9 protein-coding genes and 1 tRNA gene are annotated in these 13,635 nt (G+C 62.3%); 4 read left to right on the top strand and 6 right to left on the bottom strand.

From position 1 onward, the window contains the following. Nucleotides 1-25: 25 nt before the first annotated feature. From WFP36_RS05460 to WFP36_RS05445, 4 genes are all read right to left on the bottom strand, one after another. Nucleotides 26-1,507: a DUF6538 domain-containing protein gene (locus WFP36_RS05460; protein ID WP_336978555.1), complete on the bottom strand. Its 1,482-nt coding sequence runs from the start codon at nt 1,505-1,507 to the stop codon at nt 26-28. A gap of 95 nt (nt 1,508-1,602) precedes the next feature. Beyond that, nucleotides 1,603-1,689 (bottom strand) — tRNA-Leu (locus WFP36_RS05455). A gap of 159 nt (nt 1,690-1,848) precedes the next feature. Continuing rightward, a complete protein-coding gene (locus tag WFP36_RS05450; RefSeq protein WP_336978553.1) occupies nt 1,849-2,619 on the bottom strand; it encodes a hypothetical protein in 771 nt (256 codons plus the stop codon). Continuing rightward, nucleotides 2,616-3,269: an RNA polymerase sigma factor gene (locus WFP36_RS05445; protein WP_336978551.1), complete on the bottom strand. Its 654-nt coding sequence runs from the start codon at nt 3,267-3,269 to the stop codon at nt 2,616-2,618. Before WFP36_RS05445 ends, WFP36_RS05450 begins: the two co-directional genes overlap by 4 nt. A 225-nt stretch (nt 3,270-3,494) precedes the next feature. Between WFP36_RS05445 and WFP36_RS05440 the strand changes: the two genes are divergently transcribed. Continuing rightward, nucleotides 3,495-6,701: an autotransporter outer membrane beta-barrel domain-containing protein gene (locus WFP36_RS05440; RefSeq protein WP_336978549.1), complete on the top strand. Its 3,207-nt coding sequence runs from the start codon at nt 3,495-3,497 to the stop codon at nt 6,699-6,701. Nucleotides 6,702-6,795: 94 nt separating this feature from the next. Here WFP36_RS05440 and WFP36_RS05435 read toward each other — a convergent pair whose 3' ends face one another. Further along, nucleotides 6,796-7,386, bottom strand: a complete 591-nt coding sequence (locus WFP36_RS05435) for a MarR family winged helix-turn-helix transcriptional regulator (RefSeq protein ID WP_336978547.1) — start codon at nt 7,384-7,386, stop codon at nt 6,796-6,798. 94 nt (nt 7,387-7,480) lie between these two features. Here WFP36_RS05435 and WFP36_RS05430 point away from each other — a divergent pair, with 94 nt between their 5' ends. Next, on the top strand, nt 7,481-7,951 hold the full coding sequence (locus WFP36_RS05430) for an Lrp/AsnC family transcriptional regulator (RefSeq protein ID WP_336978545.1): 471 nt from the start codon (nt 7,481-7,483) through the stop codon (nt 7,949-7,951). Nucleotides 7,952-7,972: 21 nt separating this feature from the next. Here WFP36_RS05430 and WFP36_RS05425 read toward each other — a convergent pair whose 3' ends face one another. Continuing rightward, nucleotides 7,973-8,596: a GAF domain-containing protein gene (locus WFP36_RS05425; protein ID WP_336978543.1), complete on the bottom strand. Its 624-nt coding sequence runs from the start codon at nt 8,594-8,596 to the stop codon at nt 7,973-7,975. A 482-nt stretch (nt 8,597-9,078) separates the two neighbouring features. On the opposite strand from WFP36_RS05425, the gene WFP36_RS05420 reads away from it, so the two are divergent. Together WFP36_RS05420 and WFP36_RS05415 are read left to right on the top strand one after the other, a co-directional pair. Next, entirely contained in the window at nt 9,079-11,598 is a 2,520-nt protein-coding gene (locus WFP36_RS05420; protein WP_336978541.1) for an EAL domain-containing protein, read from the top strand. A 213-nt stretch (nt 11,599-11,811) separates the two neighbouring features. After that, a complete protein-coding gene (locus WFP36_RS05415; RefSeq protein ID WP_336978539.1) occupies nt 11,812-13,632 on the top strand; it encodes a putative bifunctional diguanylate cyclase/phosphodiesterase in 1,821 nt (606 codons plus the stop codon). The last annotated feature ends 3 nt before the right edge of the window (nt 13,633-13,635 follow it).

The following is a 13,635-nucleotide window of genomic DNA, read 5'->3' as shown; positions in this document are numbered from 1 at the left end:
TGCCTTGATGGCGGATCATCTGGTCTCAGACTTCCGCCAACCCCTCACCAATCTCAAAACGGGGAAACTTGGCAAGCTGGTTGGCCAGTGCTGGGATTGTGTTTGAACCGTATTTGCGTCCCTGCCCTTTTGAGGCGTGACCTTGCATGTAATCAGCCGCCCGTTCTTCGATCCCAGCTTCCAAGCAGATGCCTTTGAACGTGTGTCGCCAAGCGTGATTGGGTTGAACATTAGGATCATTGACGCCCAGGTCACGCACCCACTGGGCCAAAAACATGCCAACCTTCTTGTGCTGTCCTCGGACGCTCCCGCCCCTTTGCCGGTCCGGGTCATAAAACAGGGGGCCATCATCCTTGCCGCTGATCGCCGCGACAAAGCCTTGGTCAATCAAGTGTTCGTGCAAAGGGACGGTTCGGGCCTCATTGGTCTTAACCCCTCCTGCCTCTGGCGTGATGCGAACCGTCCAAACACCGTCGATCTTCTGAATGTCCTCTTTCCGTATCTGGGTCATCTCATTCACTCGTGCGCCAGTATATGCGCAGAGCCAAGGAACCCACCGGCGAGCAAAGGCGCGCTCTTGTGAAAGTCTGCCATCCGTCGGGAGGAGTGCTGCTGCGAGGATGGTGCGCCGCTCTGCCTTAGTGAAGTCCTTCTCTCGCAGCTTGGCGACTTTCGGGACGCGAGCCTTAGCCAAGCCGGTTGTCGGATTCGCTGCGATCAACAGCATATTGAGGCCATAAGAAAACACGACGTTTGCAGCGGCCAGATAACTACCGTTGATCGTTTTGGCGGAGCGGGGCTTGCCGTCCGCCATTGGCTCTTGGAGCAAGTGCTCTCGCCACCGTGCCAAGTCTGGCAACGTGACCGCCTTTGCATCGTCATGGCCCAGGAATGCGACCAGATGCTTGATGATCGCCCGAAACTGCCGGGCAGTGGCCTCGTTGATCCCATCTTGGGAGGCGTATCCTTCAAACATTCCGGTGATGGTGACGGCGGGCTCCGGGGAACTTGGAGCAATCCGAGCGGGGGCAGCCGCGTCCCTTCGCTTCCTTCGATAATACCGTTCTCGATAACGGTCGCGCTCATAGCGGGCGCTTCTCAGCAAGCGCTTCGCTGCCGCCTCGTTTTCGCTCAGCAGTTCGACCGGACGACTGAGCCTTGCTTCCAATGCCTCTTCGGCTTCCGCATTAGCTTCATCCCTTCGCTCGAACTCCTGCCAGAACTCGGCGTTTTCGTCCTCCCAATCCGCTTGGCTCTGGGTCATAGGATAGATGACAGCATTTGAAGCCGCGCGGGCTTCTCGGTCGGCAAGCTCTCTTTCGGCAGCCGCTATAATGGATTGCGCCTCTTCAAGCCACGCGGGCAGTAGCCGCTTAGCTTCGGCGCGGTCTTTCGTTTTCAGTGAGCGGCCTAGATCGCTTTTCCCGATGATTGACCGAAGTCGGGGCGGGACCACCATGCGGGTGTAATATACGCCACCATTTCTCGGGCGAAGATAGGAACACATTTCGGCTTCCCTGACTGTTACATTTGTAGCAGCCACTTGGGGAAAAGCCTTGGATTTCCTAGCATTCCTAAGCCAATCAATGGCTTAGGAGGTGATGGTGCCCAGAAGAGGACTCGAACCTCCACGCCCTTGCGAGCGCCGCCACCTGAAGACGGTGCGTCTACCAATTCCGCCATCTGGGCACGGGCTGCTTCGGAAAAGCTCCGGAACAGCAGGTAGGAGCGGGCCGATAGCGGGGGGGTGGGCGGGCTGTCAACTGATTAGACGTGCGATTTGCGAGTAATTTTGAATTGGCTGTGCAGGACTGCCTGCAAAGGCGGCTCCGGCGCCTCGCCTGGCGCTTACCAGGGGCGGTTGGGGCCGCCCGTGCTGCCGCCGGGGCCGGCATGCGAAGGCTCGCTCCGCGGCGGGCCCTGTGTTGCGGGAGGGTTCAGCTTGCCGCCGGCTACGCCGAGGCCTTGCGCCGCAGGCGGGCCATAGACAGGTGCGGGCGATGCCGAGGAATCCACTGGGCCGATTGTGGGCGTTTCGGCTGGATTATCTTTGTGGGCGAGTTCCACCGGCTGCTGCTGCCCGGTAGGAGCCTGCGGCGTTGCAGGCGCTGTGACAGACTGGCGAACGGCAAGAGCTTTCGATGCGTGGCTGACGCTTTCCGGCCGCTCGCTGGCGATATTCTGGGGATCGATCTGCGTAGCCTGTCTATTCCGGTTACCCGGGGCGCTGGTTGCGGAAGGCACATCGAGTGCCGCCTCGGCGAGGGCAGGGGACTGGCTGCCAAGCGGTGGTGCGGTCGGGGCCGAGGCCGGGGACACATCGGCTGCGAGCATGCGGTCCGGCGGAGGCATGCCGCGCTCGCCGCTGCGCGTGATCAAGGCCGTGCCGAGAAGGCCGATCGCAAGCACGGCTGCGACTGCGAAACCCGTTGCCAGCCGGCTGCGCGGCGCTTCGGGCGAATGGGACGTATCGCTGCGGATGAGGCCGGGAGCGTCCTGCGGCAGGCGAGTGACGTCAGCCACGATTCGCGCCGACAGTCCCGGCGGGACCTGCGGAGTGGGCGTGCGGGAGAGCGCGCGGTCCAGAGCGGCTTCCGCCTCGTTATGCCGCGTAATCATGGCATGAATTCCACATCGGCCAGCGAAAATTCGCTCGATTCCAGCAGGCCGCGCAGCTGGCGCCGCGCACGCACGAGCAGGGACTCGAAGGCCTTGAGGTTCATGTCCATGGCGTCGCAGGCTACAGAATTGGGGAAGCCTTCGAAATAGCTGAGTGCCAGGGCGGCCCGGTAGTGGGGCGGCAAGGCGTTGAGCGCCCGCTCGATCGCCATGCGCGCCTCGTGCCCTTCGATGCGCCGGTCGGCCAGCGGGGCCTCGTCATGGATATCCGGGAGAGTGTCGCAAAAGGACGGGCGGGTCTTGCGCAGCCGGTCGAGACACAGGTTCATGGTTACGCGGTGGAGCCAGCCGACCAGCCCGGCACCGCGCGCGCTCCAGTTGGCGGCCTGCGTCCACAGGCGGGCGAAGCATTCCTGGACCACGTCCTCCGCCTCGGCTCCGTCCCCGAGCATGCGATAGGCAACACGGTAGAGGGCGGAACTGTGCCGTTCGACTATAATGGTGAAGGCATCGACACTGCCCTTGCCGGCAAGGGCGACAAGGCGCGTATCGTCTTCCGACTGACTGCCTGCGCGGCGATCGTCGTTCTGCGCCATGCGCGCAATGCGCGGGCTGTCGCCATGCTGGCCGTCTTGCCGGAAGAGTCTCAAGGCGCCCCGATCCAAATTTTCTGAATAGCGGAGCGCCAGAAATCCGGCCCGGCGGCTTAACGCAAGCTGACCGGACTTTTTTGACGCCCTTTCCGAAGGGTTCGCGCTGCCCCCTCGTTTAAGCCTGTGAACGGCTTCCCGCAGCGTCCCCGCTCCAGCACCGGGCGGTCGTTCCTCTGATGTCTGCAAGTCCAATCCTTGCAGCCACGGAAAAACCGGCGCCCGGTGGTCCGCAGAGCCGCCGGGCGCCACCCAATTCAGGTGACGAACCCGATGATCCACGCCTTCCGCAAGCATATCCTTCTCACCACCATGCTGTCGTCGGCCCTTGCCGCACCAGCCATGGCCGATACCGTCGTGTCCAGCGACAGTACGACGGCCCTTGCCACGTCCACGGCAGGGAACATCACCGTGAACGAGGATGTGCTGCTGGACGTGCGCGAAACGACGCCGATCACAGTGGACAGCAACAACAGCGTGACGATTGCCGAAGATGCCACGGTGCTGGCGGATGCCGGAGGTGGGCGCACTGGTATTCTGGTGGAGGACGGAACGAATTTCTCCATCGACAATGCCGGCAACATTCAGGTCCTTGAAGACTTCGTGCCGGATGACGACGACGACAATTCCATCCCCGATGGGCCCATCGCCAGTTCCCAGGGGCGATACGGCATCCATATATTGTCCGGTGCCCCGGTGACGGGATCGATCGACAATAGCGGCACGATCACGTTGGAGGGCATCAATTCCTACGGCATTGCCGTGGATTCCCATTTCATCGGCAATATCGACAATAGCGGCGATATCACGGTGACCGGCGATTACAGCACCGCGCTGGTCACTCAGGCAGTCGACGGCGACATCCGCCTTGGCGGCACGATCACTGCCGTGGGCGAAGGCGCCGCGGCCGTTGACGTGAATGGCGACGTCAGCGGCACGATCACCATTGATGGCACGATCAGCAAGGCGCGATCCTACACCACCGACGACGACGATAGCCTGACCCTCTCGCGCTCCGATCTGCGGGTGGAGGCTCCGGCGGTCAGCATCGAAGGCAATGTCGAAGGCGGCATCATCGTCGCCAACCGGCCTTATGACCTCAGCTCGACCGATGAGGACGAGGACGATGACGGGGTGGACGACGATGAGGAAACCGCCGGCGCTATCACCTCCTACGGCGCCAGCCCCGCGCTGGTGATCGGCGGAGCGAGCGATACGGAGATCGGTTCGGTCACCGGGCGGGACGGGACCTATTCCCTCGTCATCGACGGGACGGTGCAGTCCAACACTCATTACAGCAGCTTCGATACGACCGCAGTGGTGATCGGCGGGCAGGGCGGCTCCGTCACCATGGCGGACGGGATCGGCATTTCCGGCACGGTGCAGGCCACCACTAACGATGCCTCGGCCACTGCGCTGCTGATCAATGCGGGTTCGACCGTGCCCACACTGGACAATAGCGGCACGATCAAGGCCTATGTCCAGTCGAGCGGCGAGGGGCATGTGACCGGTGTCCGTGACCTGTCCGGCACGCTCACCACCGTGAACAACACCGGCTATATCTACGCCACCGGCTCGAACGAGGATGAGCGGATCGCACTCGATCTTGGCGCGAACAGCAGCGGGGTGACGATCCGCCAATATCTCAACGATATCGACCAGGCGACCAAGGAGGATGAGGAAGCGGAGGAGGATTACGATCCTTCCAGCCCCACCATCTACACTGCCATGGTCGGCGATATCATCACCGGATCGGGCAACGATCTGTTCGATATCTCCTCCGGCTCGGTGGCGGGTGACACCTATTTCGGCGGCGGGGACGACCGGCTGCTGCTGTCGGACGATGCGGTCTATGCTGGCGATATCCATTCGGGCGGTGGCGCGCTGGAGATGAGCCTTTCGGGCACTTCCGGCTATTACGGCACTGTCGATGCGGGCGGTGAGGCGGCGCAGATCACCCTGTCGGACAGTGCGGTGTTCAACGGTTCCTTTGCCAATGGCGAGAATGTCTCGGTCGATGTGAATGGCGGAACGCTGGTGGCGGGCGAGGGCGAGACTGTCTCGTTCGACACGCTGCAGGTCGCTGCGGACGGCTCCATCGGCATCATCATCGACAGTGAGAGCGGGACGAATTCCTCCTTCGACGTCAATCAGGCCAGTTTCGCGGACGGCTCGATCCTCACCGTGGGCGTGACCTCGCTGGCCGGGGTGGACGGCACCTACGAGGTCCTGACGGCCGATAGTTTGAGCGGCTCGCTCGATCTCGACCTGTCGGATGGCTTTGCCCTGCCGCTGCTCTACACCGGCACGCTGACGCAGGACGATACTTCGATCACGCTCGATATTCACCGCCGCTCGGCGGAGGAACTGGGTCTGACCGGGCCGCAATCGCAGATATTCGATGCCGTGCTCACTCAGGCAGCGGAATATTCGCTGCTGGAAGCCAGCCTGCTGGAAGCGGAGGATTTCGATTCCCTGTTTGGCCAGTTCGATGGGCTGATGCCTGACTATGCGGGCGGCGTGTTCGATTTCGTCACCCGCGCCTCACGCCTTGCCGCGCGGCACATTTCCGATCCTTCGATCAGCTATGACGTCAGCCCGGTGAGTGGATGGATCGAGCCGATCTATTTCCGAGGCAGCAAGGATGCGGGCGACACGGCCGGCTTCAAGACGCAGGGCTATGGCCTGTCATTGGGCATCGAGCGGGATTTCGGCATCGGCTATCTCGGCCTAGGCTTCGATTACGTCGGCGGCTCGGTCAAGAATGGCGATCTGCAGGATATCGGCTCGGAAGTGTACGAGATCGCCGGTCACTGGCGGCTGCGCAAGGGAGGCTTCGCGGCCTTCGCGCGCATCTCGGGCATGCATGCCAAGCTCTCTTCCTCCCGCACTTTCGAGACGACAGTCGAAGAGACGGATTACAGCTACACTTCCGAGGGCAGCTGGGGCGGCTGGGCCCTGTCCGGCATGGCGGGTGCCACTTACGACCTGGCCCTGGGCTCGCGCGTCTCGCTGCGGCCCAAGGCCACGGTCGACTATTACTGGCTCAAGGAAGACGGCTATCAGGAAGACGGCGCGGACATCATCGACCTGACGGTCGACGGCCGCACCAGCAAGGCCGCGACCGCCACCACGACGCTGACGGCGAGCTACCGCTTCGGTCGTACCTCGCCTGACGAAACGCCGCTCACGCTGGAACTGGAAGGTGGATGGCGCTCCGTGCTCGACAGCCAGCTGGGTTCGACCACCGCGGCCTTCGAGGACGGCGAGAGCTTCACTCTGACCCCCGGCACGCTGAAGAGCGGCTGGACGACCGAGGCGCGGCTGCTGGCGGGCGGTTTCGACTATACCTGGCTGATCGGCCTTGGAGCCGAAAAGACCCAGGGCGATATCGATCTCTCCGCACGGGCGGGCCTCAGCATCGCGTTCTAGCGGTTCACGCTGCCCGAAAACGAAAAGGGCAGAAAACGAAAAAAGGCCGGCACCTCGCGGGCCGGCCTTTTTCGAGACTGTTCAGGATTAGCTGTCAGGCAGCGACCGAACGGGGGGCAGCATCTGCCTGATCCTGACCGTAAGCCGTCGGCGCAGGGCCTTCCGCTTCGGCCAGTTCCGCGCCGGCACGGTCGAGATCCTCGAGCGAGGCTTCGAGCCGGGAGAGCATCCGGCGGAATTGGTCGGTCTCGGCAGTGCCGAACTGGCCGAGTACCTGCCGCTCCATTTCCTCGATCGCTGCGGCGAGGGAGAAATAGACCTTGCGGCCCTGTTCCGACAGCTCAAGCAGGTGCGAGCGGCCGTCGAGCCGGTTGGGGCGGGTGCCCACGAGGCCGGTTTCCTTCAGGCGGGCGGAGGCACGGTTCACAGCCACCTTGTCCAGCTTGGTGAGGTCCACGATGTCGCGCTGCGAGCCAAGGCCCAGTTCGAACAGGCCGGACAGCACCAGCCAGTCCCGCAGGTCCAGCCCATGGCGGCTCAGCACATCGCGGCTGGCGATGCTGCGCATGCGGGCGGAGACCGCGCAGATGCGGTGCAGGAACGGGTCCTGCGCCACCGGGCGGAGGTGAGACTGCTTTGCGACGCCGGGGCTCTTTTCAGCCAGACGGAGATTCGTTTTGTCCATACACCCTTTATGCCATCTCCGGAGCGCAAGATCGTTTCAGAATTGACTAAGCTGCGACGAAATGTGAGATGTGGTTTCGAATTGGAGCTGGTTTGTGAAACAGGATGTCGATCTCGATCGCGTGGACCGGAAGATACTCGCGCTGGTGCAGCGGGACGCGACCCTGAGCCACGCCGAAATCGCGGAAAGGGTCGGCGCCTCGAGCGCGTCCTGCTGGCGGCGGATCAAGGCGATGGAGGCGGCCGGCTATCTCATCGGCAGTGTCCGCCTGGTCGATCCGAACCGGGTGGGGCGCGGGGTGACCGTGATCTGCAACGTGCGGGCCAAGGATTTCTCGCCCGCTGCCTCGCAGGCTTTCGAGGAATTCGTGCACGACAGCCCGGAAGTGGTGGAATGCTATTCCATGTCGGGCGACTGGGATTTCCTGCTGCGCATCGTCGCCTCCGACGTGGCCGATTATAACAGCTTCCTGATGGACAAGCTGCTGCGCCACCCGACCGTGGCGGGCGCCTCTTCGCATTTCGCGCTCGAAACGCTCAAATACACCACCGAATTGCCGGTCTGACTTCGGTCTTGGCCGGGGCTGTCAGCCGTAGAGGTGGCGGGCGAGGGCGCTGGTCGTCCAGCCGGCATGCAGGTCCAGCGCGTCGCATTCGCTCTGCGTGAAGCTCCGGGGAGCAGTGAAGAGGGTCGAGAGCACGGCGAGCAGCCGGCCGGACGAATCCTGAAGCGGGGTCGACTGCACGGCGCGGATGCCCGCTCGCTCCGCCACTTCCAGATGCGGGCGGTAGGAGGGTTCTTCCGCCACATCTTCGATGATCACGCGGCGGCGTTCCGTGACGCAGCGCGAGCAGGCCAGATTGTCATTGGGTCGCACTACGGCGAAATATTCCAGCTGCGGCTCCCTGAAATTCCGCTGAGCGACGATTTGCAGCGTCTCCGTCTCGGGATCGTAGAGTTGCAGGCTGCCGAATTGCGCGCCCAGCAGGCGCATCGCTTCGATCACGGCATGATCGGCGATCGCCAGCAGGTCTCCATTGGTATCGGCGAAGGACTGGTCCGCGGGCAGGGCAGCGAGCATGGCCTGGGTCTGCTCCGCCTCCGCTTCGGCGAGCAGGCGAGACAGCTTGGCGTGCATGGCTGCCGGCAAGTCTGAAGAAAGCGCCTCCTTCAGGCGCTCGATCTTCTGTTCCAGCGCTGAACGCGACATAGATCAGTTCCGTCCAAAACCCCGGATCAATTTAAAACAATTCTTGATTCTGCAAAAGTGCACGAAGGTGAATTACCACCACTTGAGATCATTCTTGTCTGCATGCGCATGGAGTGCGCTTCGGCCATCATTGCGAGACCGTATGACAGGCGCCTCATGGAGGCGGCGATGGCTTGTTTTGGGATTCTCAAGACCGATCAACAGTTTGGGAAAGAAATCTAAGATTAAAATAAGTCGTTCGAATACTAATAAATACGTAAATTGGAAATGAACGAATATTTTACTCCCGAACCTGCATAATTGATGCACGTACTTAGGTGGCTGCTTTAGCTCCCAGTCAATGTGGGGTGGGCATGGCAACAAAGAGAAAGCTGCTCTCGTTAAAGGGCTCCGGACCGATCAAGGCGGATTGGACGTCTGGCATCCGGATCCCGCGGGAGAATTCATCGCACGAACTTTCCTACACGGCGCAATGCGTCGAGGTGCTGCGTCCGCTCTTTCCGCTGATGGGCGGAATGCTGCTGATCTACACTTCGCTGCTGCTGGTGCGGAATTGGGGGAGTATCGGCTTCGCTGGCGCCATCTGGTTTGCCGGAGCGTTGGGCCTTGCCCTGCCGCTGCTGCTGGGCGGGATCAGGCTTTCGCGAAAGCTGCGTGCCAACCAGATCAGCACGGCCCGCATCATTTGCCTGGGCGGCGCCCTGTGCGGCATCTTGCTGGGCAGCGAAGGGGCCGTGCTGGCGTTCCCGCACAGCGTGGCGATAACGCTCGCATGCGTGATGATAGGCATGGTCATCCTTGCGGCCTTCCCGCTGGCGCAGATGATCTTTGCCGCCAGCTTCGCGGTCTCGGAACTCGTGCTGGGCGCCGACGGATTGCCACCGGGAGTGGTGGCCTTCTCGCTCGCCTTCAGTTTCGCCGCGATCTGGGCCAGCTCGCATGTCCGCTTCGTGCGGGCGAGCGGGCGCATGGACCTGCAGAACGAGCGGATTTCCCGCATGTCCGAACAGATGGGCAGCTTCATCTGGGAAACCGACAGCGACGGACGCCTGACACGGGCGAGCGAGGGCATGTTCAAGGTGCTGGCTCGCCCGGCCTCGGAACTGGTTGGCGAATATATCTGGGCACTGGTGGGGCCTGAGGCGAATTGCAACAAGCGGCAGGAGCGCGAGATCGCGTTCGGTACCGATATCCTGCGGCGCCATCAGATCATGCAGGCGCCGTTTGGGGACCTCACCGTTTGCGCCCGTGCACGCGATGGCATCCACAGTCTCTCCCTGTCCGGGCAGCCGCGTTACGATGCGGCGGGCAATTTCGTGGGCTTCATGGGTATTGGCCTCGATCTCACGGAATTCACTCGCGTGCAGGAAAGGCTGCTTGCCTCGGCCGAGCGCGATGCGCTGACACGGCTGATGAACCGGGCGTGCTTCAACGACCGGCTCGAGGAATTGCTGGGCGGAACCGAAGGCGGACGGGGCGCGACCGCGCTGCTGCTGATCGACCTCGACAAGTTCAAGCAGGCCAACGACACGCTGGGCCATCAGGTGGGCGACCAGGTGCTGCGCCAGTTTGCAGAACGCCTGAGGATGTTCATCAACAGCAGCGGCTTTGTGGGGCGGCTGGGCGGCGACGAATTTGGCGTGGTCCTGCATGAGACCGCCGAAGTGCGGAGGCTGGAAGCGCTGGCTGGCGAACTGGTCCGCTATCTGAGCGCGCCTTACGAGATTTCGGGCATCAAGGTGACGATCGGGGCGGCCATCGGCATCGCCATCGGGCCCGAGCATGGCGATACGGTGGACTCGCTGGTGCGTAATGCGGACCTTGCGCTCTATTCGGCCAAGGCGCGCGGCGGCAATTGCCATCGCATGTTCGATTCATCCCTGCTCGACCATGCGCTCGAACGACGCCAGCTGGAGATCGATCTGGGCAAGGCGATCGAGAATGGCGAGCTGATGCTGCAATATCAGCCGATCGTCGATTCAGGCAGCGAGAAGCTCTGCGGCTTCGAGGCGCTGGTCCATTGGCGCCATCCCGTGCGCGGCGATGTCGCGGCCGACGAGTTCATTCCGCTGGCCGAGACTGCGGGGCTGATCAATCGGCTGGGCGAATGGGTGCTGCGCGAGGCCTGCGCGGAGGCCGCCCAGTGGCCCGCCCATATCAGGCTGGCGGTGAACCTCTCGCCCTCGCAATTTTCCAGCCCGGGACTGACCACGGTGGTGGTCAACAGCCTCGCGCAGAGCAAGCTGCCGCCCGGCCGGCTGGAGATCGAGATCACCGAGAACGTCTTCCTCGACGAGGCGGAAAGCACGCAAACGATCCTGCGCCAGTTGCACGATCTGGGTGTGCGCTGGACGCTGGACGATTTCGGCACTGGCTATTCCAGCCTCAAATATCTGCTCAAGGCCCCGTTCTCGAAGATCAAGATCGATCGCGAGTTCATCAGCGGGCTGTCCGTACCGGGCAGCCAGAAGCGCCCCATCGTGGCGACCATCGTGGCGCTGGCCGAGAATCTGGGCATGGAAACGACTGCCGAGGGGGTGGAATCCCATCAGGACCTCAAGGCCGTGCGGGAACTGGGCTGCGGCCAGATCCAGGGCTTCGTCTATGGGCCCAAGCTCGATGCGCGCGAAGCCCGTACGCTCGCACGCAGCCGCCTGCCCATCGCCACCGAAGGCTATGAGGTCACCAGGCGCGAACAACGCATGGTAGTGCTGCGCAGTGCCGACATCGTCTATCGCGGCGAGAAACTGTACGGGACCGTGCGCAACGTTTCCTCCAGCGGCGCGATGGTCGAGGCAGAATGGCAGGCCGCCGTGGGGAGCCGGGTGGAAATCCACATGGATCACGACCGGCCCCGCAAGGGCATGGTCCGCTGGGTGGATGGCTTCCGCTTCGGCGTACAGTTCGACGAGCTGGGTTTCGGGCCGGACAACATCTCCGAGGAGCAGGTTGATCTGCCGATGCCTAATTCGCCGGCCAATCCGCTGCGGGCTGTGGGCTGATCCCCGGAAATCTACTTAGGTAGCTACGCATAGTCTGTAATGTATCGATGAAATATTCATTCGATTCATGCATATATTTTTGCTGCTTAACAGTTTGCGGATTCATATATCCGGTACCGTTACGGCGGTTTTTAAGCTGAATTTATATATATCTATTTATCAAGAACCCATGTGGGTGTCCTACGCATGGTGCTGCTCCCTGCGGAGACGAATATGATCGACTTGCGATTGTCGGGTGAATGCGGACCTGCCGCCCTGCCGAAGCGGCAGCGGTTGACCGTGCTCGTCATCGACGACAATCCGGGCGATCGTCGCTTGGCCGAAATGTCGCTCAAGGTCGGCTCGCACGATGCGGGTGCGGAATGCGATGTCCTGCTTGCCGGCAGCCTGGCCGACGGTGCGGCCCTGCTCGAAACGCTGGTAGCGGAGGGCCCCGATGCGATCCTGCTCGATCTCGGTCTGCCCGATGCCTCGGGCTTTGACGGTTTGCAGGCCCTAAAAGTCCTGCGGCCCGATGTTCCGATCATCATCCTCACGGGCCTCGACGAGGCGACCAAGGCTGCCAGTGCGCTGACGAACGGGGCGGCGGACTATCTCGAAAAGGACGATATCCGCCCGCGTTCGCTGTGGCGCTCGATCAGCTATGCGCTGGAGCGCAAGAAGTTCCAGGAAGAACTGGTCCAGCTTGCGATCACCGATCCGCTCACTTCGGTAAAGAACCGTCGCGCCCTGATCGAAGGGCTGGACCTGAGCATGGAACATGCGGACCGTACCAAGCTGTTCTGCGCCGTGCTGGTGATCGACATCGACAATTTCAAGCAGATCAACGACCTGCTGGGCCACGATGCCGGCGACGAATTGCTGATACGAGTGGCCGAGCAGATCAGCGAAACCGTGCGCCGCACGGATATTGTCGGGCGGCTGGGCGGTGACGAATTCGCGGTGATCGCCACCAATCTGCCTTCGCCGCGCGGGGCGATGGAACTGGCGCAGAAGATCGCCAAGGCGATTTCCCGTGTCACCCGTCTGGACGGGCGCCCGATCGATATCGGATCGAGCATCGGCATCGCGCTCTATCCTTCGGGCGCGGTCAATTCGGGCGACATGCTGACTCATGCCGATCTGGCCATGTACAAGGCCAAGAAGGAGGGGACGCGGGCGATCTGTCTTTATGACGATTCCCTGCATCGCGAACTGAGCCACAAGCTGGAACTGAAGCGGGCGATGCTGCGGGATATCTCCACGCCCAGTTTCTATCTCGATTACCAGCCCATCGTCGATTGCCGCAGCCACCGGATCGTTTGCGCCGAAGGGCTCGCGCGCTGGCGCCAGCGGGATGACAAGGTGATCATGCCGGGCGATTTCATTCCCATCGCGGAAGAAAACGGCTGGATATCCGATCTGGGCATGCAGATGATCGATCAGGCCTGCGGCTTCCTGGCGGGCTCGCTCGCGGCGGGAACGCCGGTGGTGCCGATCTCCATCAACGTCTCCCCGATCCAGTGCCGCGACAACGGCTTCGCCGGCCTGTTCACTGACGCCATCGACCGCCACGGGCTGACGCCGGACCTGTTCAATATCGAGATCACGGAATCGACCTTCATGCAGAACATCGATTCCGCGCGGCGCGGGCTCGAGGCGCTGATGAATGTCGGCATCGGCATCCATATCGACGATTTCGGCACGGGCTATTCCTCGCTCTCGATGCTGCGCGACCTGCCGCTGAAACATCTCAAGCTCGACCGCAGCTTCGTGTCCAAGCTGATCGACGACAGCGGCACCCAGAAGATCACCGAGGCGGTTTCCGATCTGGCGCACAAGCTGAACTTCAAGACCGTGGCCGAAGGTGTGGAGACGGCCGAACAGGCCGAATTGCTGACCCGGATCGGGATCGATTACCTGCAGGGCTATTACTTCTCCCCGCCGATCAGCGCCGCGCGCCTGAGCGAGGAACTGGTGATCTTCGGCCCCGATGATGCGGTGGTTGCCGTGCCACACGACATGGCCGGCAAGGCGCGGGCGGCGAGCGGCTGAGCC

It is taken from the genome of Fulverythrobacter fulvus (assembly GCF_037154085.1).
GTDB lineage: Bacteria > Pseudomonadota > Alphaproteobacteria > Sphingomonadales > Sphingomonadaceae > Andeanibacterium > Andeanibacterium fulvum.
Note: the sequence above shows the minus strand (reverse complement) of the source record. Positions and strands in the feature narration are given on the sequence as shown.